General features: G+C 43.0%; 24 protein-coding genes. 11 read left to right on the forward strand and 13 right to left on the reverse strand.

The annotated features are described in order from the left end of the window. Window positions 1-65 precede the first annotated feature (65 nt). Window positions 66-596, reverse strand: a complete 531-nt coding sequence (locus BW947_RS06095) for a hypothetical protein (protein ID WP_076497557.1) — start codon at window positions 594-596, stop codon at window positions 66-68. Next, entirely contained in the window at window positions 589-1,338 is a 750-nt protein-coding gene (locus BW947_RS06100; RefSeq protein WP_076497559.1) for a winged helix-turn-helix domain-containing protein, read from the reverse strand. Before BW947_RS06100 ends, BW947_RS06095 begins: the two co-directional genes overlap by 8 nt. A gap of 430 nt (window positions 1,339-1,768) precedes the next feature. On the opposite strand from BW947_RS06100, the gene BW947_RS06105 reads away from it, so the two are divergent. Further along, window positions 1,769-2,590, forward strand: a complete 822-nt coding sequence (locus tag BW947_RS06105; RefSeq protein WP_076497561.1) for a cytochrome c3 family protein — start codon at window positions 1,769-1,771, stop codon at window positions 2,588-2,590. Between the two features lie 10 nt (window positions 2,591-2,600). Further along, window positions 2,601-3,128: a hypothetical protein gene (locus BW947_RS06110; protein ID WP_076497563.1), complete on the forward strand. Its 528-nt coding sequence runs from the start codon at window positions 2,601-2,603 to the stop codon at window positions 3,126-3,128. A gap of 66 nt (window positions 3,129-3,194) precedes the next feature. Here BW947_RS06110 and nhaD read toward each other — a convergent pair whose 3' ends face one another. The 6 genes from nhaD to tkt form a co-directional block, all read right to left on the reverse strand. Next, complete coding sequence (gene nhaD, locus BW947_RS06115) at window positions 3,195-4,667, reverse strand: sodium:proton antiporter NhaD (RefSeq protein ID WP_076497565.1); 1,473 nt, start codon at window positions 4,665-4,667, stop codon at window positions 3,195-3,197. A 239-nt stretch (window positions 4,668-4,906) separates the two neighbouring features. Continuing rightward, entirely contained in the window at window positions 4,907-5,644 is a 738-nt protein-coding gene (locus tag BW947_RS06120) for a DUF481 domain-containing protein (protein WP_076497567.1), read from the reverse strand. A 205-nt stretch (window positions 5,645-5,849) separates the two neighbouring features. Beyond that, window positions 5,850-6,917: a class II fructose-bisphosphate aldolase gene (gene fba, locus BW947_RS06125; protein ID WP_076497569.1), complete on the reverse strand. Its 1,068-nt coding sequence runs from the start codon at window positions 6,915-6,917 to the stop codon at window positions 5,850-5,852. A gap of 197 nt (window positions 6,918-7,114) precedes the next feature. Beyond that, complete coding sequence (locus tag BW947_RS06130; RefSeq protein ID WP_076497571.1) at window positions 7,115-8,290, reverse strand: phosphoglycerate kinase; 1,176 nt, start codon at window positions 8,288-8,290, stop codon at window positions 7,115-7,117. A gap of 128 nt (window positions 8,291-8,418) precedes the next feature. Beyond that, window positions 8,419-9,435 carry an erythrose-4-phosphate dehydrogenase gene (gene epd / locus BW947_RS06135; RefSeq protein ID WP_076497574.1) on the reverse strand — a complete coding sequence of 339 codons (1,017 nt, stop codon included), beginning with the start codon at window positions 9,433-9,435 and terminating at the stop codon, window positions 8,419-8,421. Between the two features lie 116 nt (window positions 9,436-9,551). Continuing rightward, on the reverse strand, window positions 9,552-11,546 hold the full coding sequence (gene tkt, locus BW947_RS06140; protein WP_076497577.1) for a transketolase: 1,995 nt from the start codon (window positions 11,544-11,546) through the stop codon (window positions 9,552-9,554). 487 nt (window positions 11,547-12,033) lie between these two features. On the opposite strand from tkt, the gene metK reads away from it, so the two are divergent. The 7 genes from metK (at window position 12,034) to tsaA (ending at window position 19,818) form a co-directional block, all read left to right on the forward strand. After that, on the forward strand, window positions 12,034-13,185 hold the full coding sequence (gene metK, locus BW947_RS06145) for a methionine adenosyltransferase (protein WP_076497580.1): 1,152 nt from the start codon (window positions 12,034-12,036) through the stop codon (window positions 13,183-13,185). Between the two features lie 350 nt (window positions 13,186-13,535). Then, complete coding sequence (locus BW947_RS06150; protein WP_076497582.1) at window positions 13,536-14,567, forward strand: ABC transporter substrate-binding protein; 1,032 nt, start codon at window positions 13,536-13,538, stop codon at window positions 14,565-14,567. After that, complete coding sequence (locus BW947_RS06155; RefSeq protein ID WP_076497584.1) at window positions 14,564-15,553, forward strand: FecCD family ABC transporter permease; 990 nt, start codon at window positions 14,564-14,566, stop codon at window positions 15,551-15,553. Before BW947_RS06150 ends, BW947_RS06155 begins: the two co-directional genes overlap by 4 nt. Beyond that, window positions 15,550-16,305: an ABC transporter ATP-binding protein gene (locus tag BW947_RS06160; RefSeq protein ID WP_076497587.1), complete on the forward strand. Its 756-nt coding sequence runs from the start codon at window positions 15,550-15,552 to the stop codon at window positions 16,303-16,305. Before BW947_RS06155 ends, BW947_RS06160 begins: the two co-directional genes overlap by 4 nt. Before the next feature lie 21 nt (window positions 16,306-16,326). Beyond that, window positions 16,327-17,139: a class I SAM-dependent methyltransferase gene (locus BW947_RS06165; RefSeq protein WP_076497590.1), complete on the forward strand. Its 813-nt coding sequence runs from the start codon at window positions 16,327-16,329 to the stop codon at window positions 17,137-17,139. Between the two features lie 108 nt (window positions 17,140-17,247). Further along, complete coding sequence (locus tag BW947_RS06170) at window positions 17,248-19,242, forward strand: TonB-dependent receptor plug domain-containing protein (protein WP_076497593.1); 1,995 nt, start codon at window positions 17,248-17,250, stop codon at window positions 19,240-19,242. 96 nt (window positions 19,243-19,338) lie between these two features. Continuing rightward, on the forward strand, window positions 19,339-19,818 hold the full coding sequence (gene tsaA / locus BW947_RS06175) for a tRNA (N6-threonylcarbamoyladenosine(37)-N6)-methyltransferase TrmO (RefSeq protein WP_076497596.1): 480 nt from the start codon (window positions 19,339-19,341) through the stop codon (window positions 19,816-19,818). A gap of 247 nt (window positions 19,819-20,065) precedes the next feature. On the opposite strand, the gene BW947_RS06180 is transcribed toward tsaA, so the two are convergent. From BW947_RS06180 to BW947_RS06190, 3 genes are all read right to left on the reverse strand, one after another. Next, complete coding sequence (locus tag BW947_RS06180; protein ID WP_076497599.1) at window positions 20,066-20,419, reverse strand: hypothetical protein; 354 nt, start codon at window positions 20,417-20,419, stop codon at window positions 20,066-20,068. 92 nt (window positions 20,420-20,511) lie between these two features. After that, window positions 20,512-21,054: a GNAT family N-acetyltransferase gene (locus tag BW947_RS06185; protein ID WP_076497602.1), complete on the reverse strand. Its 543-nt coding sequence runs from the start codon at window positions 21,052-21,054 to the stop codon at window positions 20,512-20,514. Window positions 21,055-21,137: 83 nt separating this feature from the next. Continuing rightward, on the reverse strand, window positions 21,138-21,368 hold the full coding sequence (locus tag BW947_RS06190; RefSeq protein ID WP_076497604.1) for a hypothetical protein: 231 nt from the start codon (window positions 21,366-21,368) through the stop codon (window positions 21,138-21,140). A gap of 70 nt (window positions 21,369-21,438) precedes the next feature. On the opposite strand from BW947_RS06190, the gene BW947_RS06195 reads away from it, so the two are divergent. Then, window positions 21,439-21,855, forward strand: a complete 417-nt coding sequence (locus tag BW947_RS06195) for an META domain-containing protein (protein WP_076497606.1) — start codon at window positions 21,439-21,441, stop codon at window positions 21,853-21,855. Window positions 21,856-21,973: 118 nt separating this feature from the next. Here BW947_RS06195 and BW947_RS06200 read toward each other — a convergent pair whose 3' ends face one another. Continuing rightward, window positions 21,974-23,302 (reverse strand): dicarboxylate/amino acid:cation symporter, encoded by a 1,329-nt coding sequence (locus BW947_RS06200; protein WP_076497608.1) that lies wholly within the window; start codon window positions 23,300-23,302, stop codon window positions 21,974-21,976. A gap of 392 nt (window positions 23,303-23,694) precedes the next feature. Between BW947_RS06200 and BW947_RS06205 the strand changes: the two genes are divergently transcribed. Next, entirely contained in the window at window positions 23,695-24,138 is a 444-nt protein-coding gene (locus tag BW947_RS06205) for a GNAT family N-acetyltransferase (protein WP_076497611.1), read from the forward strand. 103 nt (window positions 24,139-24,241) lie between these two features. Here the strand turns inward: BW947_RS06205 and BW947_RS06210 are convergent, their stop codons facing one another. Next, a complete protein-coding gene (locus BW947_RS06210) occupies window positions 24,242-25,537 on the reverse strand; it encodes an SLC5/6 family protein (RefSeq protein ID WP_076497614.1) in 1,296 nt (431 codons plus the stop codon). Window positions 25,538-25,658: the final 121 nt, after the last annotated feature.

A 25,658-nucleotide genomic window follows, 5' to 3' on the forward strand; every position in this document is an offset into this window, starting at 1 on the left:
ACTCATAGCAGTAAACGAGAATAAGTGAGTACTAATCTTAACTGAAATAAACTCAAATACACTGATTAAATTCGACTATTTACGATTCGGCAACCACAAACCGTATTACTCGGTTGGAATAAAACCACCGCGTAATCTTTAGTGTCATCCATATCAAGCACTTCGATACTCAGATTGTGTATTCCAGACACATTGAAATGTAAGCTACTGATGTATGAAAGATATTTCATATGCTCAGGCCAGTCTTTATGTTTTTCAAGTTCAGACTCTGTTTTCGTCTGCACTGCTATCTGATAGGTCATACTATTGGCTTCTATTTTCTCCACTTTACCTTGCATCGAAATAGTGCCCGCACTCGTGCCATCGAAATTAAAGTAACGATAATTAACCTGCGCATTATTAGCGGCAATTAATACATCAACGAGCAAATAGTATTTACCGTCAACATTACCATGAGAATGGCGGTCGAATAATTCAGAGCTGCAATTTAAAATCAGTGTCCGATTAGTCATTAACTTCCAATAAATCACGCTACAAGCCGTAATCAATGCCGTTAAAATAACGAGATTAATCGTCCACTTTAGCCATCTAGCCACAGATATCAACCTCCCGCAGCCATGTGGCATCAATAAATTCCTTTGGCTGCGTAAAATCGCTGATCTTAATATTACGGATCACAGACTGACCTAACTTCTCACCACGCAAGGTTACATTAAGCACTTGTTTATCATGGGATAACGAAGCATAAACATCCTTCCAATCACTTTGGCCGCAGGCCGTTAATCCAGCGCTTAAACGCTCGCCTAATTTAAAGAGTAAGAGGTTATTGGTATTAGAATTAGCATAGAGATGTAATCGGACATTCTCACCAGAAGCCAATGAGATCTCGGAGCTCATCAACGCTTGGGTCGGTTTACTATGATCAATCTGATATAGATAAAAAAATGACACTGCTAACATAGCGCCAAACAACACCAATACACTCCATAACGGGATTGTCTGTAGTCTTAGATAATTGACATATTTACGTTTATTACCATTTAATGGTTGTAGCAAATAACCTTGGCCTTTGACGGTTTCAATTAAGCCTTCATGCCGTGTACCGAGAAAGGATCGCAGCATAAACACGGCTCTGGCCACCGAAGTATCCGTTAGCGGTGGATGCTGACCATCCCCTATCTTAAGCATATATTTAGAAACTAATTGACCTTGGTGTTCAACCAGTAAAGAGAGCACTTGTAATTCAGCCCGAGGAAGATGCCAAGATTCATCACGAGACAATTCAGTTAATGTACCTCGTTCTCGATCAAACCTGCAGTCTCCCAATTGCATAATCATTCGCTCAACTCCATAAAAACATAGAATTAAGTCTAGATAAAATAGCGGGTGATTAATGTGATCTTGTTAACCCAAGACAGCAAATAGTTACGTTTCGTGAATCAAGCCCCAAGCTCAAGGCTAATCCACCAAAGCCAGCTTTAGCTCACAAAAATAAATCTTCCTTGGCACTGGTGTAATTATGCATAAATTTACATAAATATTACAAATAACGAGGTGTGAGTCACTTACCAATCTATTTAACGCATAACAATATAGGATTTCAATCTGCAAAACCCATGTAATTGCACGTTTTTTCGCATCCTTAAAAGGTCCATATCCTCTGGCCTAAATCACATCATTTATCACCTGCGTGTTTAACATTTAAACCATAGAGATTTATTTTTGCCACCTAATAAATAAAAGTAATTCTACACAGAGGATATAGATGATGAGTATCAATAGACGCCAAGCCTTAAGCCGCATTATCGGTATTAGCACCGTTGCCGCGGGTGCAACACTGATGGGAACTTCAGTTCTCGCTGCCACTAATGAAGAAGGACAATACTATTTAGCATTAGGAGAGAAACTGAAATACGCCCCCATTGACCCGATGGCAACGGCAAAGCTCGCCTATGAAACCGGCGGGGGATGTATGCACCAAGTGTTTCATGCTGTTATTACCATGCTGGCTCAATCAAGCAGTGTCGATGCTGCTAAATTTAAAACTATCCCAACCGCACTGGCAGCTTATGGTTTTGCTGGTGTCGCAGGTCAAGGCACGCTTTGCGGCAACCTCAATGCAATTGGCATGTTAGTCAATATCTTAGATGACATTAACGGTCAAAATAATGCTGTAATTGGTAACACCTTCCGCTACTACGAAAATACAACACTGCCATTAGCTTCAGCCGAATTTGTCGCTGGCATAGGTTCCACTGCAGAAAAAACGGCGCTTGTTGTCAGCTCATCAAAGGCAAAAAGCGTGTTATGTCATTCATCAATTAGTAACTGGTCAAAGGCCTCTGGTCTGCCATTTGCCAAAAAAGGTGAACGTTGCTACCGCCTATCTGCGTCCATGGCTTATTACTTAGTTGATGTATTAAACCGTGCTTACCAAGGTGAAAATATTGGCGGACTGGTTGGCAGTAAACCGACACCGGATGCACAGGATTGCCAAACCTGCCATGGCAGTTCAAGCACCCTAGGTTCTGCTGCGAGTGTTAAAACAGATATGGAATGCACCACTTGCCATACAGGGCACTTCAATTAAGGGGGCTGCAATGAAATACCCATTACTCGCAGTAACCTTAAGCATATTGTTGCTTAGCGGATGTGGCAGTGACGATAATACATCAGAGGAAGTCATCCCTCCGGTGCCACCATCACCACCAGCGGTTAATAGTGTGAATATCGATGAGGCGATGCAAATCAACCTCGCTCTCAACCAGTTTGACCAAAAGACAGGCACGATTCAATTTTCATTAACGGATGCGCAGCAAGCGGCCATTACTGCGGTAAAAGCCTATGATATTTACTATTTTGGCTTTCCCGATAGCAATAAAGCTTCTTCAAACCCTAAAGCATGGAAGCGCTGGCATACCACGCAAAGTTATCGTTGCCAAAATACAACGGAATGCGGCGGTAAGTTAACAGAAACACAGACGGGGCAATATCAATTTGAAATACCCGCTTTAGATTGGCAGCAACAGGATCCCAGCCATGCTGTTGCTCAAATCAAAGTTGCGATTCAGATTTATGGCGCTAAGGCGAATAACGAACTGAGCTTAATTGAAGCGCCATCAATCTAATTGTTACTGCTCAATTTAAGTAAAAAGGCATCCACTGGATGCCTTTTTTGTTATTGATAGTAAACGTTAAAACATGGATGAGTTCATCCACAGATGTACCAGAATACTCGCCGCATAACCTAGGGCAATCACAGGTGTCCAACGTAAATGTGCACCAAAGGTATAAATGCCGCGAGCTTGTCCCATCAAAGCGACACCTGCGGCACTGCCAATCGACAGCAAGCTGCCGCCAACACCAGCTGTCAGCGTGACTAATAACCACTGACCCAACGGCATATCGGGATTCATGGTTAATACCGCAAACATCACCGGGATATTATCAACCACAGATGAAAGCAGCCCCACAGCTACGTTGGCATAAGTAACATCCCAATGGGAATACATTGCCTCGGAGACTAAGCTCAAATACCCCATAAAACCGAGGCCACCCACACATAACACCACACCATAAAAGAACAACAAGGTGTCCCACTCGGCGCGAGAAATTCGACTGAACACATCAAATGGCACCACACTGCCAAGTTGCTGTAGACGCAATGTATCTTGAATTAACTCAGCTTTAGCTCGATCGCGGGCAAGAGATTTATTGAACGTTTTACGCAGGTAAAAACCAAAGAATTGTAAAAAACCTAATCCTGTCATCATGCCTAATACTGGCGGCATACCTAAAAAAGAATGAGCGCAAACGGCGGTCGCAATAGTGAGTAAAAATAGTGCTACGATGCGTTTTGCTCCAGGCTTAGTGTAAACCTGCTCCTTTGCTTTTTCTGGTACAAAATGAGGAATAAACAGACTCATAATGGCCGCTGGCAGCACAAAATTGACTACGGCTGGAATAAATAGATGGAAAAAGTCGTTAAAATGTACCAGTCCTTTTTGCCACACCATTAAGGTTGTAATGTCACCAAATGGACTAAACGCACCACCCGCATTAGCTGCTACCACAATATTGATACAGGCGAGGGTTATAAACTTACGCTGACCCGCACCCACTTTCATCACCACGGCACACATCAATAAGGCGGTGGTCAGGTTATCGGCGACAGGCGAAATAAAAAATGCCATAAACCCGGTTAGCCAAAACACGGTTCTCAAACTAAAACCACGACCCACCAACCAACCGCGGATAGCATCAAATAGATTGCGCTCTTCCATCGCATTGATATAAGTCATCGCCACCAGTAAAAAAAGCAATAATTCAGCGTATTCGAGTAGGTTATGTTTAAATGCCGCTTCAGATAATTCCGACATACCATTTTGCACATACACAAAACCTATCATCCCCCAAATGATCCCCGCCGCGACTAATACCGGTTTCGATTTACGTAGGTGTAATGTTTCTTCGGCCATAACCAATACATAAGCGAGCACAAATATACATACCGCAATATAACCCACACTTGCACTGGTTAAATTAAGCCGTTCAACGTTTTCAGCCATTGCCCATGTCGCAGGTGAAAACAAGCTTGTCAGTATCGCCATACTGAATAAGCTCAGGAATGCTGTCCCACTATTTTTACATGCTCGTTGTAATTTCATCAAAGTTGATCTCTACCAAGATAATTAGTTAGAAAATTACCACAGCTATGCCAGCGTAAATGTTGATAAAACGCATACTTCTTATATTACTAGGCCGCTAGAGGGAGTTTAATAGATTAATTTTTGTATATATATCGTAGACGCTAATGCACGATTAACTAAATTACATTCGATTTAATCTAAAAATAATCCATAAAAAAAGCACCTTTAAGGTGCTTTTCTAAAACGGTTGCGTGCTATTAGAAAGAATATAACAAGGTCATATTCGTTTCAGTATCAGTACCTTTTTTATCGTCTAATGGCTCGCTGTTATAACGTACGATAACGGCAAACTTCATCGCCAATGCACCAATAATATTAGCAGTTAACGAGGTCTCAGAGCGGGCATCAAGCTTATCACCATAATCAGCCACAAAACGTTGTTGGAATTTAGAGGTATCGGTAATTTCTGTTTCGAAGTTAATCACGCCGTGAGCCACCACACTATCATTCGTATCATAACCTTCGATAAGTGCTTGCTCATTATCCAGACGTTGATAGATATAACCAGGGCCGACTTCAACATCTAAAAAGGTTTTAGTGGTATCGTAAAGCCGATGACCATAACCGGTAGCACCAGAAACAGTGTACTCATAGCCCGTAAACGGGTCGACTTCGTAGTTAGCATTGGCAAACAGGTAGCTACGATCTGTCATCTTATAGTTGCCTTGAGCGCCGACAAAATAACGCTTAGCCGTAACGGTCTCCGAATCCTCTTTGTATAAGCCTTCGAGTAAGTATTGGTTTTCCCAATCACCTAGCTCATGTTTAAGATTTAAACGCCCCTTAAATGATGAGGTTTCGGTATTACCAGTAGTTAACGTAGCACCTAACTCGGCTTCGCCAGCGAATGTCCTATCGCCTTTAACAAAATCTGCGCCGGCAGTTGCCATAAAAGGTGTCGTCAGTAATATTGCGGTTGTCAGTACTTTCTTCATCTTTATTCGTTCCTATTCTGTAAATCCAATCCCTATAAATATCTGTTTAGTCCTACATAACTAGATAAACACATATTAATAAGGGTTAGTATTTCCCACTGAAAATCTGCGCAATATTAGCATTGACGATTAAAAAATGAAAATTGCATCTATTTAAAGCATAAAAAAACCCGCCATAGGCGGGTTTCTACTACAACAATAACGCTTACATATTGATCTTTGGATCTAACGCACCAGACTGGTACGCTTTATACATTGCTTGTAAAGACAATGGCTTAATCTTAGATGCTTGACCCGCACAACCAAAAGCTTCATAGCGGATAGTACAGATATCGGCCATTGCTTCCATTGATGCCTTAAGGAATTTACGTGGATCAAATTCACTTGGGTTTTCAGCTAAAAACTTACGAACCGCACCGGTTGAGGCTAAGCGTAAGTCAGTATCGATATTCACCTTACGCACACCGTGCTTAATGCCTTCAACGATTTCTTCTAATGGCACACCGTAGGTTTCTGGGATCTGACCACCATATTGATTGATGATTTTCAACCACTCTTGCGGTACTGAAGATGAACCGTGCATTACTAAGTGAGTGTTAGGAATACGTGCGTGGATTTCTTTAATGCGATCGATGCGCAGCACCTCACCCGTAGGTTTACGGCTGAACTTGTAAGCGCCATGGCTAGTACCAATAGCAATCGCTAATGCATCAACATGGGTATCTGCCACAAAACGCGCGGCTTCATCAGGAGTCGTTAGCATTTGATCCATGCTTAGCGTGCCTACTGCACCAATGCCATCTTCTTCGCCTGCTTGGCCTGTTTCTAGGCTACCTAAACAACCGATTTCACCTTCTACCGACACACCACAGGCATGGGCGAAAGCTACTGTGCGGCGGGTAACATCGACGTTGTACTCATAAGAGGCGGGCGTTTTACCGTCAGCCATTAAAGAGCCATCCATCATCACTGATGACATACCCAATTGAATAGAACGCTGACAGATGTCAGGATCGGTACCGTGGTCTTGGTGAATACACACAGGAATATCTGGATACTGCTCAAGGGCAGCTGCCATCAAATATTTAAGGAACTGTGGGCGGGCATATTTACGCGCACCCGCTGAGGCTTGCACAATCACAGGGCTGTTTGTTGCTTCAGCAGATTGCATGATGGCACGCATCTGCTCTAAGTTATTAACGTTGAACGCAGGCACACCGTATCCATGTTCTGCTGCGTGATCAAGTAGTTGTCGTAGGGAAATTAACGCCATTTTGTAACTCCAATAATAGGGTGATATCTATCACCGAGGTCGCTATCGTTTGGATGGATTTTTATGCCCATACTCAGCTAATCACTTAACTAAATACGGGCGGTTTTTTTTTATAATTATGTTACTTTTTTATGAAAGCTTTAATGTTATCAAAGCTTATCGCGGCATCTTACGTGCCGCGTTTTTAAATCTATATCTTATGCGCCGCGCTTTTCTAACATCGCCACTGCGGGTAATTCTTTACCTTCAAGAAACTCAAGGAAAGCGCCGCCGCCAGTAGAGATGTAAGATATTTTATCGGCAATGCCGTACTTATCAACTGCCGCTAACGTGTCGCCACCGCCTGCAATAGAGAAAGCTTTTGAATCGGCAATGGCCTGTGCAATACGGCGAGTACCCTCACCAAATTGGTCAAATTCGAACACGCCAACGGGGCCATTCCATACGATAGTGCCCGCTGATTCAATGATTTTAGCCAGTGCTTCAGCGCTATCGGGACCAATATCAAAAATCATTTCACTGTCGCTAACATCACCCACTGCTTTCAACGTCGCAGCTGCAGTTGGACTAAATTCGTTTGCCACCACCACATCCGTCGGCACAGGAATATCAGCGCCACGACTCTTAGCATTGGCAACTAAACGCTTAGCTTCATCAAGTAAATCCACTTCATAAAGTGATTTACCTACGTTATAACCTGCCGCTGCGATGAAAGTATTTGCAATACCGCCGCCAACCACTAACTGATCAACGATGCCAGATAAGCTCTCTAATACAGTGAGTTTAGTCGACACTTTTGAGCCGCCAACGATTGCCACCATAGGGCGCGCTGGATTATCTAACGCTTTGCCTAAGGCATCTAATTCTTGTGCTAATAATGGGCCAGCACAGGCGATTGGAGCAAACATGCCAACACCGTGGGTCGATGCTTGCGCGCGATGGGCTGTACCAAAGGCATCCATTACATAGACATCACACAATGCTGCCATTTTTTGCGACAGCGCTTCGTTGTTTTTGCCTTCGCCCACGTTAAAGCGCACGTTTTCGAACACCACCACTTCGCCAACAGCAACATCGACGCCGTCTAAATAATCTGTCGCTAAACGCACTTTACAAGGCAGAGCTTTTGCCAAGTAATCAACCACTGGTTGCAGTGAATATTCGGCATTGTATTCACCTTCAGTCGGGCGACCTAAATGCGACATCACCATTACGGCGGCGCCTTTAGCAAGGGCTAACTCGATAGTCGGTAAAGAGGCGCGCAGACGTGCATCACTGGTGACGACGCCATTGCTAACGGGCACATTGAGATCTTCGCGAATAAGCACACGCTTACCTTGTAGATCTAAATCTGACATATTGATAATTGCCATGGTAACGCTTCCTTTTATAATCAAAAAACAAACTGGTTTTACCTCAATCGGCCTTAATTTATGCCATTCGACTTGCCGCAAAATGGGCGACAACCCCTCAACCAATTGATGAATAATCTATTCTTTTATTAGCCTCGTTTGGCTGCAATCATCGCCAAACTGGTATCTAACATACGGTTGGCAAAACCCCACTCGTTATCACACCAAAGCAGAAGCTTTACTAACTGGCCAGCGCTGACACGGGTTTGAGTGCCATCAACAATACTGGAGCGCGGATCATGGTTAAAATCACATGAAACTAAGGGCTCGTCAGTATAGCCTAAAATACCGTTAAATCGCCCGTTGGCTGCGGACTCCAACACCTGATTAACCGTGGCTATATCAACAATTTTATCAAGGGTTACAGACAAGTCGATCGCGGTCACGTTAATGGTAGGCACACGCACCGAAATAGCCTCAAACTTATCTTTCATGTGCGGCAAAATACGCTCAATACCACGTGCAAGTTTAGTGTCTACAGGGATAATAGATTGGCTCGCTGCGCGGGTGCGACGTAAATCATCGTGGTAAGCATCAATCACTTGCTGATCATTCATCGCGGAATGGATCGTGGTAATCGCGCCACTTTTAACGCCAAAATGATAATCGAGTACATCGATCACCGGCACAATACAGTTAGTCGTGCAAGAAGCGTTAGAGATGACGGTATGTTCCGCGCAGAGTAAATCGTGGTTAACGCCATACACAATCGTGGCGTCAACATCGGCAGAGGATGGATGGCTAATCAGTACTTGTTTAGCGCCAGCATGAATATGGGCTTCACAGCTTTTACGGTCGAGTAATACACCGGTGGCCTCGTAGACTATGTCTATGTCCATTTCATGCCAAGGGAGTTTTGTGGGATCGGGCTCGTGCAGAATTTTAATCGCATCATCGCCAATCAACATGTGATCGTCTGCGAGCTTCACTTTGTGGGCAAACCGACCATGGGTAGTGTCGTACTGGGTCAAATGAATAATGGCTTCAGGTTTAGCGAGTTCATTAATCGCGACAATCTGCATTTGCTGCCGCTTCCCTGACTCATACAAAGCACGAAGAATAGAGCGACCGATACGGCCATAACCATTGATAGCAACTCGGATCATTGAGGTCTCTATTTCCTCTAAATACAAAAACGGCCTGCAAAACATTGCAAGCCGCATTATACAGATTAACGCTTAAAAAGTTTAACCTTTTGTATTGAATCTAATCTCTTAAGCCATTAGCCCAGTGATTTTGCAGCATTCAGCACATTTTCAACAGTGAAACCAAAGTGATTAAGTAACACGTTACCTGGTGCTGACTCACCAAAAGTGGTCATACCTACAACTTTGCCTTCAAAACCAATGTACTTATACCAGAAGTCACTATGCGCAGCTTCAATCGCTACACGTTTAGTTACTGCTCGTGGCAATACAGATTCTTTATAAGCGGCATCTTGCTTATCAAACTCAGTAGTTGATGGCATAGAAACCACACGAACGTGTTTACCTTGTTCGGTTAATGCCGCAGCGGCATCCATTGCTAGCTGTACTTCGCTACCCGTTGCAATAAAGATAAATTCTGGCGTACCAGCACAATCTTGCAATACGTAACCACCTTTAGCCACATTAGCTAACTGTTCGCTAGTACGCGCTTGAGCTTTAAGGTTTTGACGGCTAAAGATAAGCGATGTTGGAGCATTGCGACGTTGAATAGCCGCTTTCCAAGAAACCGCTGTTTCTGCTGCGTCACATGGGCGCCATACGGCCATATTTGGCGTCATACGCAAGTTGGCTAATTGCTCAACTGGCTGATGCGTTGGACCATCTTCACCTTGACCGATAGAGTCATGGGTATAAACGAAAATGTTTTGAATCCCCATCAGCGCTGACATACGGACTGCGTTGCGGGCATATTCCATGAACATCATGAACGTTGCGCCGTAGTTGATGAAACCACCGTGCAGCGATGCACCATTCATAATGCCGCTCATGCCAAATTCACGCACACCGTAGTAGATGTAGTTACCAGCTGGATCGTCCTGAATACCTTTAGAACCTGACCATAGTGTCAAGTTAGAACCCGCTAAGTCAGCAGAGCCGCCTAACAGTTCAGGCAACATAGCACCGAAAGCACCGATGGCATTTTGTGAGGCTTTACGACTTGCAATACCTTCAGCTTTGTCCTGTGATGCTTGAACAAATGCTTGCGCTTTTTCTTCAAAATCAGCAGGTAACTCACCTTTTAGTACACGGCGATCGTATTCAGCAGCCAGTTCTGGATAAGCAGTAGTGTAAGCCGCAAACTTTTCATTCCAAGCTGCTTCACGGGCAGCACCCGCAGCTTTAGCATCCCAACCTGCATAAACCTCGCTTGGGATTTCAAATGGGGCATATGGCCAGCCAAGGAACTCACGGGCGGCGGCAATTTCTGCATCGCCTAATGGTGCACCGTGGCAATCGTGGCTGCCAGATTTGTTAGGTGAACCAAAACCAATAATGGTTTTGCAGCAAATCATTGTTGGTTTATCGGTAACCGCTTTAGCCGCTTCGATTGCCGCGCGGATAGCATCACTATCGTGACCGTCAACACCTGCAATAACATGCCAGCCGTAAGCTTCAAAACGCTTTGGCGTATCATCGGTGAACCAGCCTTCAACATGGCCATCGATAGAAATACCGTTGTCATCCCAAAATGCAACCAGTTTGCCTAAGCCTAACGTACCGGCTAATGAACAGGCTTCGTGGGAAATACCTTCCATTAAACAGCCGTCGCCAAGGAAACAGTAAGTGTAGTGATCGACAATATCGTGACCGTCACGGTTAAACTGTGCCGCTAAGGTTTTTTCAGCAATCGCCATACCGACAGCATTGCTGATGCCCGCACCGAGTGGACCTGTTGTGGTTTCAACACCTGGGGTGTAACCGTATTCTGGATGACCCGGTGTTTTTGAATGCAGTTGGCGGAACTGTTTCAGTTCTTCAATCGGTAACTCATAACCACTCAGGTGTAGTAAAGAGTAGATCAGCATTGAACCGTGACCATTAGAAAGAACGAAACGGTCTCTATCTACCCATTTAGGATTGGTCGGGTTGTGCTTAAGGAAATCATTCCACAGCACTTCAGCAATATCTGCCATACCCATTGGGGCGCCGGGATGGCCTGAATTAGCTTTTTGAACTGCATCCATACTTAACGCACGGATTGCGTTTGCGAGTACTTTACGGGAAGACATGCTCTCTCCTGCTTGTTTGTGAGGTCTAGCGGGCAATTTGGATGGATATTTTCCCCTACATCCGAAGAGGACGCAAACGAAAATGCACTAAAGCACTTAAGTTTAACCGAACTAAAGCACTCCAATTTACGTATATTGATTGTTAAACACGCTAAATACCCAGTATTAATAGCACTAGCATGTAAATTAGCATGGCTTATTTGTCACTGATACCTAACAATATTATGGATAAAATGGCCTAAGCTAGAGAGAGTTCGCATACGGTTTCAGATTAATTTAAAAATGAAAAGATGAATTTAAATGAATTAAATTCATCAACTTATATCATAAACCAAGCGATGATATTATCTTCACATTTGGGGTACACCTCACTTTACACGCAAATATTTTGCTTAGGGGGTGTCATCAAAGTGAAATTCCACTAAAATAGCCGTCTAGATGTAGATGCTTCTACACGTTTGAATGCTAACGACGAGATTTTCCTACTATGGCAAAGCACTTGTTTACTTCTGAGTCGGTCTCAGAAGGTCATCCCGATAAAATTGCAGATCAGATTTCTGATGCTGTGCTAGATGCAATTCTGGCTCAAGATCCAAAAGCACGCGTGGCGTGTGAAACCTATGTCAAAACTGGCATGGTATTAGTGGGCGGCGAAGTCACCACTTCTGCTTGGGTTGATATCGAAGAAATCACCCGCAGAACCGTGCGAGAAATTGGTTATACCAATTCAGATATGGGCTTTGATGCAGACTCATGCGCGGTATTAAACGCTATTGGTAAGCAATCACCCGATATTAATCAAGGTGTAGATCGTGCCGATCCTGCTGAGCAAGGTGCTGGCGATCAAGGGTTAATGTTTGGTTATGCCAACAACGAAACCGATGTATTAATGCCAGCGCCTATCACTTATGCCCATGCATTAGTAAAGCGCCAGTCTGAAGTACGTAAAAGCGGTACACTGCCTTGGCTGCGCCCTGATGCGAAAAGCCAAGTCACTTTTGCCTATGATGATGGCAAAATTGTCGGCATCGATGCTGTCGTGTTATCGACTCAGCACAGAGATGACGTTTCACAAGCCGACTTAATTGAAGGCGTGATGGAAACCATCATCAAACCAGTTCTGCCTGCTCAATGGTTAAATAAAGATACTAAATTCTTTATCAACCCAACTGGTCGCTTTGTTATCGGTGGCCCTGTAGGTGATTGTGGCTTAACCGGTCGTAAGATCATCGTTGATACCTACGGCGGCATGGCCCGTCACGGTGGCGGCGCATTCTCAGGTAAAGACCCATCAAAAGTGGATCGTAGTGCAGCCTATGCCGCCCGTTATGTGGCTAAAAACATCGTTGCAGCGGGTCTTGCTGATCGCTGTGAAATTCAAGTGTCTTACGCGATTGGTGTAGCAGAGCCGACTTCTATCAGCATAGAAACCTTCGGTACAGGTAAAGTGTCTGAAGAACTGCTGATCAAGTTAGTGCGTCAACACTTTGAACTACGTCCATACGGCTTAACGGCGATGTTAGATTTAGCTCGCCCAATTTACCAAGCAACTGCCGCTTATGGCCACTTTGGTCGTAACGAGTTCCCTTGGGAAGCGACCGATAAAGCAGAAGCACTGCGCGCTGACGCGGGTTTATAATTTAAATCGTTTACGATTTAAGCTGCTAAGATTACAAAACATAAAAACCGCTACCCAGCGGTTTTTTACATCCTAAATTTAACTTAACCGATTAAATAAACCTGCTAACTCAATCTGCAACAAGCAGATTTAACTGAACAACATGCAAATGCACGGAAAAATGGCGCGCTAATAAAAATCCAGTGCATAAAAATTACTAAGCAACAAATCTTAAGACTCACAAAAATCATACAACCTAGAGCTAAATCACATTTTTATCAGCGTAAATTACAACACCTTGACATCATTTTAATGTTTCCATACCCTTCGCTATATACATAACTATATATCGAATATTGTGGCATTATTTCATGGATACAAAGAAGCGTTTATTATTAAAAGCGTTAGCTTCTTGCGGCCTTTTAACTGCAGTACCCTCAACACTATGGGCGATGAATCAATCATTAGTCTTCCCATTTGGTAAGCTCCCTGCGGCTAACAAAATCCAACGCGTACTCAGTGCTGGCGCTCCTGCTGATATATTACTGTTAGCCCTAGTACCCGAAAAATTACTTGGATTTTCAGCCTTTGAAATCCCACGAAATAACCCATGGTTCTCACAAAGCATACAAACACTACCTAAACTAGGCCGATTATCGGGCCGTGCTAGCACCTTGTCGATTGAACAGTTACTCGCACTCAAACCAGATATTATTATCGACAGCGGCAGTGTTACTGACACTTTTAGCTCTCAGGCGGAGCGTATTACCGCACTCACGGGGATCCCCTATCTTTTAGTTAGCGGTAAACTGTCTGACTCAGCCGAACAAATTAGGCAAGTAGCTGATGTTCTTAGCGTGGCATCAAGGGCTGAACCCTTAGCTAATATGGCTGAAAAAATACTAACTGATGCCCGCATCTTTTCATCAACTCAAAGAAAACCTCTGCGGTTCTATGCCGCCAGAGGCGCAAAAGGATTAGAAACCGGTTTAGCGGGGTCATTACATACCGAGGCAGCCGAACTACTTGGATTAGAAAATGTAGCAAAACAAGCTGGGCGCCATGGCCTTGGACAAGTATCAATGGAGCAATTACTGCTATGGCAACCGGATGTGGTTTTAACACAGGATGAATCCACATATCAGCACATTTTAACCAACAGCCAATGGCAAGGTATTAACGCTGTGCAGCAACAGCAGGTTTTACACTACCCTCGTTTTCCGTTTGGTTGGTTAGATGCACCACCGGGCATTAATCGTTTATTAGGTTTGCGAAGATTACATGCCCATTTCGATCCTAAAATACAGGCAGGGTTACAGGCAGATACACAAGCCTTCTTCGAGCTATTTTTCCATAGCACGCTCAGTGATGAGTCATACCAACAATTAGTGAAACAGCCATGATGATGTCAAAAACCATCGGGGTTGTGAGCTTACTACTCTTAATGAGTATGTTTTTAGCGCTCACAGCAGGCAAATATCCCCTCTCATTAGGGCAAATTAACGAACTGATTTTTTCTTCCCATTTATCCAGCGATCCTCGCCTTTCAATTGTATTTTGGCAAATTCGTCTGCCTAGAATGTTGGCCGCCATATTGGTGGGTGCCAGCCTTTCTGCCGCAGGTACGGCCTATCAAGGTATGTTCCGTAATCCGTTAGTTTCACCGGATATTTTAGGCGTTTCTGCCGGAGCGGGTTTAGGAGCAAGCGCGGCAATTTTGCTTGGATTACCTATGTTATTCATTCAGGCTTTTGCCTTTACAGGGGGCATTACAGTAGTCGTGTTGGTGTGTGTCATTGCCAAATTTACGCGCCGACAAGATCCGGTGTTATCACTCGTATTGATTGGGATCGCCATCGGCACTTTATGCGGTGCAGGGATTTCACTAATAAAAGTGTTTGCAGACCCTTATATTGAGCTTCCTTCGATTACGTTTTGGTTACTTGGTGGCCTAAACTCAATTACCTTAGATGATATTGCTATCGCTATGCCATTAATCCTCATAGGATTATTGCCATTATTTCTACTACGTTGGCGCATGAACCTTTCAAGCCTTCCCGATGACGAAGCCAAAGCAATTGGCGTTAATGTCACCCGCTTACGGATTATTTTTATCATTAGTGCGACCTTAATCACCGCCTGCACTGTGTCCATTGCCGGTATTATTGGTTGGGTTGGATTAGTGGTTCCTCATATCTGCCGCACATTAATCGGTGCGAATAACCAACAATTATTGCCATTGTCGATGGCGGTCGGTGCCATTTTATTATTATTTACCGACACCATTGCCCGCAGCGTCGGTACTGTAGAATTACCCTTAGGTATTATTACCGCACTGATTGGCGCGCCATTTTTCCTTATTTTACTGATGAGGAGAGAGCGGCTGTGACTATCGTCAATTTCAATCATGCCGATATCGGTTATAACCGACATCCCGTCCTCCGCGATGTTTCTTTTACCGTAAAAACGGGAGAAGTGTGCTGTCTTTTGGGGACGAATGGTTGCGGCAAAACCACCATTATACGTAGCCTATTAGGAATTTTGCCGCTCAAGGGTGGCAGTATTCAACTACACGATAAAGCCCTCCATTTATGGAACACCACCGAGCTGGCACAAACCGTGGCCTATGTACCGCAGGCGCATGATGGTCCTTTTGCATTTAGTGTGCTTGATATGGTGATGATGGGTCGCTGCACGCATCTAAAATTATTTTCCCAGCCTGGCGTCAAAGACCGCGCATTAGCAATGGAGTTGTTGCTAATGCTTGATATCGCCCATCTCGCTAAACGGCAATATCCTTCACTCAGTGGCGGTGAGCGCCAGTTGGTTTTAATCGCCAGAGCACTGATCCAACAACCCACACTACTTATCATGGACGAGCCAGCAGCTAGCCTCGATTTTGGTCATCAAATTACCTTACTCGAAAGGATCCGCACGCTTAAAAAAGAGGGCATGACAGTATTAATGTCAACGCATCATCCTATGCATGCTAAGGCCGTAGCAGACAAGGTAGTACTAGTGGCAAAAGATCAACCAATACAACAAGGTTCGATTAACGACATGCTTAGTGCAAAGCGTCTCACCACACTTTATGGTGTCCAAGAAAGCGATATTAGAAACCACTTGGGCCTCGATATTTAAAGATAAACATGAGGAAAAATAATGTTATTAGATGAGCTGGATTTCGCTGGATTATACCAACAGCAAATGCAATTAGCGGGGCGAACCACTAAAAAACCAGAGCATTGGGACAAGCGCGCAGAAGCCATGGCAAACGATTGCGCTCCTGCTAATGACGGTTACTTGACCCAACTATTAGCAAAAATTGATTTGCGCGGCGCCTCAACTTTATTCGATATGGGTTGTGGTCCCGGTTCAGTCTGTTTGAACATAGCCGAAAACCTAACTCATGTTTATGGCGTGGATTACAGCCAAGGCATGTTAGATGTCGCACATCGTCGGGCAAACGCAATGGGACTGAATAATGTCAGCCTACTGAATAAATCATGGGAAGATGATTGGCAGGATATTCCACAATGTGATATTGCCGTCGCATCACGCTCCACCTTAGTGTCCGACTTACGTGCGGCGCTCATTAAGCTTAACGATAAAGCTAAACTCAGGGTTTATACCACACATACGGTATCCACCTCTTTTGTGGATGTTGAAATACAAGCTGCAATCGGGCGAAAAGTAATTGAACTACCTAATTATATTTTTGCCGTCAACATTTTATATCAAATGGGGATTAACCCACAGGTTGATTATATTAAATCAAATAATTGTTTAGATAAAAATAACAATTTCGAGCAGTTTTCTAAAACAATTGATTGGTCATTAGGCGGACTCACAGATGAAGAAAATAATCGCTTATTTGATTACTATCAACATAAAAGCCGCATCGGAGAAGCACTAATATCCCCGTCTAGAGATTGGGCATTAGTGTATTGGGATAAAGTGGCATTAAGTAAATAAGTAGCAAGCTACTGCAACTTTAATAAACACCACAATTGAATATCAATAAAATAGCAGCCATCAGGCGCTGCTATTTCACTAAACTACATCTACAAGAAAGAGATTATTATGCGATATAAAAAAATCTATCTTCCATTATTAATTGCAATGGGAATTTCACATCCTCTAATAGCTAATGAAATAGCACAAAATCAATTAGCAGATAATAATCCAGAAAGAATAACGATATGGGGTAGCGCCGTTGCTGATACCAGTGCGCGTATTGACCAAAAGACGATAGAGAAATTAGGTAAAAATAATGTCGCTAATGCCTTAAGCACGATTCCCGGTGTTTCACTCCAAAAATCGGGGAGTCGCAACGAATTACAAGTACGAGTGCGTGGTTTTGACAATCGCCAAGTCCCGGTGTTTTACGATGGCATTCCGATTTATATCCCCTACGATGGTAATCTAGACTTAGGCCGATTTTTAACCTCTAACCTCGATTCGATTGAGGTATCAAAAGGATATACTTCACTCCTACAGGGGCCTAACCAAATGGGCGGCTCAATTAATTTAACCACCCATAAACCCACAGAAACGTTAGAAGCTAGCGCAGGCTACCGCCAAGGGTTTACCCGTAATAAAACTAACGCCTACGATGCTAATGCTTCATTAAGTATGAGTAATGATTTAGGTTATCTACAGTTTTCCGGTAGCCAATTAAAACAAGATTACTTAGGCTTACCTTACGGCACTGATAATGATATTGCTGGCTCAGATGGGGAGTTAATCAACTCTGCAGCTGATGATAAACGTGGCATAGTAAAACTGGGGTTTACCCCTAATGCTGACGATGAGTATGTTTTTACTTATATTAATCAAAACAGTGAAAAAAATAATCCACCCTATGCAGGTACTAGCCCACAAAAGTCACGGTATTGGCAGTGGCCTGAATATGATAAAGAAAGTTATTACTATCAAGGGACGACTAAATTAGGCGATATTTTTACGCTTAAAAGTCGCGTTTATCATGATAATTTTGTTAATACCCTAATGATGTATAACTCATTAAAAGATTTAAATAATAAAAATGGCTCTTATAGTCATTATGATGATTATAGTAATGGTGCAGGATTACAATTAGCCGCAGAAGTCCGCCAGCAAGACCAACTCGCTTTCGCAATTCATTGGAAAGAAGATATCCATAGGGAAAAAGACGATCCTATTGGCGATTATGATCGCTTTAAAGATCGCACTATTTCTGCATCCACAGAATACCAATGGGCTGTCGATGAAAAGCTTAATATTGTGGCGGGCATCAGTTACGATAAACGCACTAGCTTACAAGCAATGCAATTTGAAAATAACGGTAGCATTACAGAATACGACGATAATGACCAAAATGCTTTTAACTGGCAAGCAATGGCGAAATATCAAATTCGTCAGCAGGATTATCTATCGGTATCATTTTCTGAACGCAGCCGTTTCCCTACATTAAAAGAGCGCTATACGACCTCTAAGCCTTCTACGGGTCAAGTGGCAATCGTTAATCCACACTTAGATGCAGAGCGCGCTCGTAGTATTGATATTACCTATAATGGTTTATTCAACGATGATTGGAGCTATGAAGCCAGTATTTATTATAATCGTGTGGATGATGCAATTCAGGCGGTAAATATTGATGCCAATACATTACAAAATCGAAATATAGGCCAAGTTGATTATTCGGGAGTCGATATAGGCCTCAAGGGTCGTATCAACAGTATTGCTGAAATGGGACTGAGCTATAGCTATACAAATAGTGATGTAAAAAGTGGTCAAATAGGCGAAATTACTGGCTTGCCAACCCAAATGGCGAATGCGTGGATTACGGTTACACCATGGGAGCCTATCGGCATTACACTTGCAGAAGAAGCGCGTTCTTCCAATTATAGTAATAGCGATGCTTCTCAAGTTGCTGCTGGGTTTGCAATAACCAATATCCGAGTTGACTATACTGCATCAGAAAATGTAAAACTCAATGCCTCAGTCAATAACCTTTTTGACCATAGTTATGAGTATTCAGAAGGATTTATCGAACAAGGTCTCAACTACTGGTTAGGTGTTGAGGTTAAAATATAACGAGACAATCTATTTTCAAGCACAAAGCCGCCCTCCAGCATGGCGGCTTTATCGTTTTAAATTAACCTTAATGGGTTAATCATAGGATAGTTAATCATGATCAATTTCTCTGCAATAGGCTTTGTTGAAAGCGAATATAACGACATAGCGAATATGCCAATTCAAGGATGTAAAGTGGCAAATAATCAGGGAGTATTAGTGATCGATGCTGAATTTACTGAAGGATTAGCCGATTTACACGAATTTTCACATTTATATGTGCTCTTTCACTTACACCGCTGTAATGATTACACCTTAAAGGTAAAGCCTTTTTTAGATAATCAATTACGCGGTATTTTTGCAACCCGCTCCCCGAAACGCCCCAATCCTATTGGGCTATCAATTGTTGAAATTGAACGCATCGAAGGCAATCGTATTTATGTAAAAGGGATCGATATATTAAACCAGACTCCAATTATCGATATCAAACCCTATATTCAAGCTTTCGATAATATCACCCCGACCCGCGATGGTTGGTATGAGCATGGACAAGATCCCTTAACCACGCTATCCGATAACCGTTTCGTTGGAAAATAACGCTGTTTTAGAGCTAAAGTTTGCCGGCCAATTTGATGGCGTGTATTGGATAATTAATACACATTTTATGGCTGAAATGACTAATGCAAGCAGTAGATTTTAGATACCTATAAAAGCTCTAATACAATAATACGGCTATACATTAGCCGTTATGCTTAGCATCATTTAAGCGGTAATCAACAGCATGACTTGCGATGCCCTCACAAAACAGCTCGTAATTAGCACTGTTTTTAGCCTAGCAAAACGCTTAAATACAATGGTCGAAATGGGCGTTTTGCATGCAAAGTAGACCAATCTGCTCTTGAGATAACATCGCGCACTCTAAGGTTTTTTGAGAGTTTGCGCGGATAACATCTTCATCCGTTAATATTGTCATTGCCGCCGAATACGCATTAGTTCGGCCGCAATCGAGCCATATATGGCCTATTTGTACCCAATAGTGCGGCTGTTGCCCTGAGCCTGAGGCAAACTCGACTTCCAATCCCCTCGCCTCATGCCCATGCTGAGCACACTCAGATAAGATAATTCTCAAATTATCCCAAGCCGCTAAATTAACCCTCGCATAAGCCGTTAATAATGCTTCAACAAATTGTGTACTCATGTACGACTCCCATCATTCACTGTCGCATTGGCTGCCATTAATACTAAATCTTGCATATATAAACCTGAGCCAGTGCAAAGTAATTAGCGTGATTACAGCTGTGTTTTTGCCGCCATTAAATAATAATCTCGTGCGGCTACGGTAAAAAAGTCCACCACCTGCATTTGGCCTTTCCCTGAATGGGCGGCAAAAGAGCGCTCATTATCTTCAGCAATAAAGGTCAACATATAACTAAAATGCGGGGCAACTTGGCGGCGAATTTCATTAACTAACGCCACAAAAATGCCTTGCCCTCTGTAGGCTTGTTGCACCCAAATCGGCCCATATTGGCAAGAGTTAGTTTTGGTTAATTTAGGCCCATCCCAATCAAGTTGGGGTAAACGATTGAGTAACGTGCGGTACATGGGCCAATGCTCAAAAAATCCCCAGCGACCAGCAATAACATAACCCACAATTTGCTGCTCAACCTGCGCCACCACAACCCAATGCTTGTTTACTAGCTCAGTTAACTCACGATGGGAAAACGCTTGGCCTTGCAGCCCCATCGCGGCAGATGCTAACTCGTCATTCAGGTATTTTTTCTCTAGCATCGTTAATAAATCAATGTCTTGGGGTAAGGCTAATCTAATCTTCACAGCATTCTCGCAGTATCATTTTGGGAGCACTTATCGTGGTAAGTATACAAGTTTAAAAATAGAGCCACAGCTAAGCCAAGGTTTTATTTACCGATATCGTCTTGGCGCTTAGCCCATTGGATAAATAGCACTACCGGATAAGGAGACATAAGCACTAGCCCTAAACCAATCAAGCAAGCAATGACTAACATCCCACTGATATCTAGACTCCATTGAGTCAACATATACAGACCAAGCCCACAAACTAACATCAATACACCTAACCAATGTAAAAACTTCAACAAATTCATAGTATTTTTAATGCTATCCGTCATATAAACCTCTTTAGATTTTGAGCTAAACTTGTCACACTATGGCAAGAATAATGAAAAAGGAACCGCGATAATGTTAAAAAAAGCATTCATATTAAGTGCGTTACTATTCGGGCTTACTGCTTGTGAGAGTACTGATAGCGCTAAAAACGACACCATTCCATTGCTGGGCAGTTGGCAAATTGAGATGGTACAAGGTCAACCTACTATCGATTATAGCCCAGCACAAATTACCTTCGAAGCCGAAGGCCAGTTGCATGGAAACAACAGTTGTAATAACTTTTTTGGCCAATATACCCAACAAGGCCAAGAGCTTAAGCTATCTCCTGCAGGTAGTACGATGAAAGCCTGCGTTGATGCTTTAATGCAACAAGAGCATAAAGTGATGCAAGCGATGCCGTTAGTGACCCAAGCCAAATTAGTCCAAGGTCGACTGACCTTACTCGGTAGTGACGACAAACCTTTGCTGGTGCTAAGCCAACTGAAATAAGCATTATATCTCAATCGATTCAGATCAAGCTGACGCGGAATCGAGATAAGATAAATAATGAGAAAAACCGCCATCAGGCGGTTTTTTAATACTCAAAATACAGTTTTATCGCTATGACTTAACGGTTTTTAGCTGCCGTATTTTCAAGAATGATATTCTGCTCTGCTAACACAGCACTTTGCACCATATCGGCATTGTAGTGTTCCATATCGAGCTCATCCTCAGATTTGGCAATCACGGTTGTGGCCACTAAGTCACCCGAGACGTTTACGACAGTACGCGCCATATCTAAAATACGGTCAATCCCCGCAATTAACGCCACGCCTTCTAACGGTAAACCCACTGTCGATAACACTAAGGTCAACATCACTAAACCGGCACCAGGCACGCCAGCAGTACCAATAGAAGCTAAGGTAGCAGTTAAAATAATAGTGAGATAATCCACCCAAGTGAGATCAATACCAAAAGCTTGCGCTACAAAAAGTGCCGTAACGCCTTGATATAATGCAGTACCATCCATGTTAATTGTGGTGCCAAGAGGTAATACAAAACTCGAAATCTTCTTATTAACCCCCAAATACTCACTTGCACACTTCATGCTAGCGGGCAACGTACCGGCAGAACTTGAGGTCGTAAAAGCCACTGCAATGGCATTGCTGATCCCTTTGAAAAAATGCAAAGGATTCAACTTAGAAAACACGCTTAAAACAATACTGTAGAAACCTAATACGTGAATAATACAGCCAATATAAACAGCAACAATCACCTTAAGCAGCGGCAATAGCATATCGATACCGTATTCACCCGCCACCCAAGCCATTAAGCCAAACACCCCATAAGGCGCTAACTTCATCACCATATCGGTGAGTTTATACATGGCTTCAGCTAAGCTTTCGAATACTTTAATTGCAGGTTTTCCGTGGTCACCTATCAGTACCAAGGCGATACCTAAGGCAACGGCAAACACTATCACTTGCAGAATTTGACCATTTGCTAATGCTGCAATCGGGTTAGTCGGTACGATATCAAGCAATGTCTGCATGACAGAAGGCACTTCTTTAACCACATCAGACATACCAGAAGGTAGAGGTAAATTAAGGCCCGCACCTGGCTGAATCACATAACCAACAACCAGACCGATACTGATCGCGATTGCGGTAGTGCAAAGATAAAAGGCAAAAGATTTAAAGCCAATTCGCCCCATTTTAGCGGTATCTTCCATTGAAGTGACACCGACAATCAGCGAACAAAATACCAAGGGCACAATCAACATTTTAATAATGTTAACAAATAAGGTACCAATCGGTTTTAACACGGTCGCTTGCTCACCAAATACCACGCCGACCGTAATACCCAGTATCATACCCACAAGAATTTGTAGCCATAAAGGTACTGACATCCAGTAGGACCATACGCGGCCTAACGCTGACGATGTTTGTTTTGACATGTTAATAACCTTGAATTTGAAATGAAGATATGGCGAAATTCCATCCTTGGCAGGTGCTAATCGATTCCCCTAATTAGCAGAGCGCAGAGTCTAGCATAAAGGATAAAAATCTAAGGATGATCTGTATCACGTAAGAATCAACCGCCGCAAAATCAGCCAAACACGTCAATAATGTCGACTAAAATGCCTTTTATATAGAGCGATAAATCGGTAACAAACTAAGCTTGCGCCAAGTTAGCGGCGCTAACAGCAGCGATTAATCGTTATCATCTCAACCTGTATTTAGCTATGGCATTAGTCGTTTTTTGCTTTGTACTTTATGTTAAAGTGGCGCTAAAAATCCCTCTATTAACAAGAAGGGTCTATCAAGATACCCGCCTAGGAGTTGTTGTATGTTAATCCGTAAAGCGAAAGCCCAAGACCTAACGGCCTTAGTGCAATTTAATCAAGCCATGGCTGAAGAGACCGAAGGCTTAGCCTTAGATGAAACCACACTCACGCAAGGCGTGGGCACGTTACTTGAAAGCCCACAAAAAGGGTTTTATCTCGTCGCCGAAATCGCTGGTGAAATCGTAGGCTCACTGATGGTGACATTTGAATGGAGCGATTGGCGTGCTAAGGATTATTACTGGATCCAAAGTGTGTATATTCGCCCGCAAAATCGTCGTCAAGGTATCTATGGCAAACTGTATAACCAAGTTAAACAACTGGCCGAAACCAATGGCGGCGCCGCAAGTTTTCGTTTATATGTCGAACAAGAAAACCTTGCTGCCCAGCAGACTTACCAAGCACTAGGAATGAAGCAGAGTTACTACTTAATGTTTGAAGAAAAATAAGCACTTTAAAATATTCACAAAAATAAAAAGGTCGAACCAGTGGCTCGACCTTTTTTACAGATGGCGCAACAGCTTAATGCCGCGCGTCGACGAACATTCAAACCTAGCTAAAGAAACCAAATACGATTGCTGTCATCGCGAGTAAACCTGCAATAACAACAAAGATATTACTAATACGGCCGCGATATGCTTTTAATGCTGGTACTTTATACACAGCATACATAGGCATAATGTACAGAATTGCAGCGATAATTGGACCACCTAAGGCTTCAATCATACCCAAGATGCTTGGGTTAATCACAGCCACAGCCCAGATAGTGAAGAACATAAAGCCTAGGATAAACTTGTCGATTTTCACATCAGAAACAGATTTACCACTTGAGCGTAACTGCTTAACAATCACACCTTTCATGCCTTCTGTCGCGCCCATGTAATGGCCGAAGAAAGAAGACGCAATCGCGATAAAGGCAATAAACGGACCAAAGTAGCTTACAAAACCACTAGAATGTACGTTAGCTAAGTAAGACAAAATCGGTAGATTCTGCGCTTTAGCTTCAGCTAACTGAGCTGGCGATAACGACAACACACAAGAGAATACAAACAACATCACAAAGCCGACTAACATCATCGAAGTGTTGCGTAAAATTACATCGGCTTTACGAGAAGCATTAGCACCGTGGTCGCGTTTTAATGATACTGAAAACTGTGAAATCGCAGGAGAATGGTTAAAGGCAAACACTAACACAGGGATAGTCAACCAGACGGTTCCTAAAAATGCCCCCACTTCTGGCACCACTTGCAGCGCGTCCATTTTCCATTCAGGCATTAAATAAAGGGACATAAAAGCGAGAATACCCACCAGCGGATACACTAAAAGTTGAGTCACTTTGAGCATAAATTTTTCACCAGCAACCATTACAGCCATCATACCAAGAATTAACACCCCTGATAGAATGAAGCGCGGTGGCGATGCCATACCTAACTGGTTCACGATAAAGCTATCAACGGTGTTGGTAATCCCCACTCCGTAAATAAGCACAATCGGGTAAATAGCAAAGAAATACAGCACTGTAATGGCCTTACCTGCACCAATACCAAAATGCTCTTCCACTACTTGGGTGATATCACTACCGGGAATGCTTGATGAACACACAAAACGAGATAAACCACGGTGAGCAAGATAAGTCATAGGGCCAATAATTACGGCCATTAGTACCAGCGGCCAAAAACCGCCCATACCCGCGTTAATAGGTAAAAACAAAATACCAGCACCTACTGCAGTGCCAAACAAGCTCAACATCCAAGTAGTATCTTGGCGTGTCCAAGGTAAGTCTTTTGTGGTGTTATTTTCTTGCGTGCTTTGAGGTGTTCCAAGAACACTGATCACATCTTTTTGCATATAGAAGTTACCTTACATGTGACTGATTTAATAAATTCGTGCTAAGGATAACCAAAAAAAGTCTATAAAAGTTGATCTGACACCGCTTAATGTAAGGGAATTTAATAATAAACTAATATTG

Source organism: Shewanella morhuae, assembly GCF_900156405.1.
In the GTDB taxonomy this organism is placed as follows: Bacteria; Pseudomonadota; Gammaproteobacteria; order Enterobacterales; family Shewanellaceae; genus Shewanella; species Shewanella morhuae.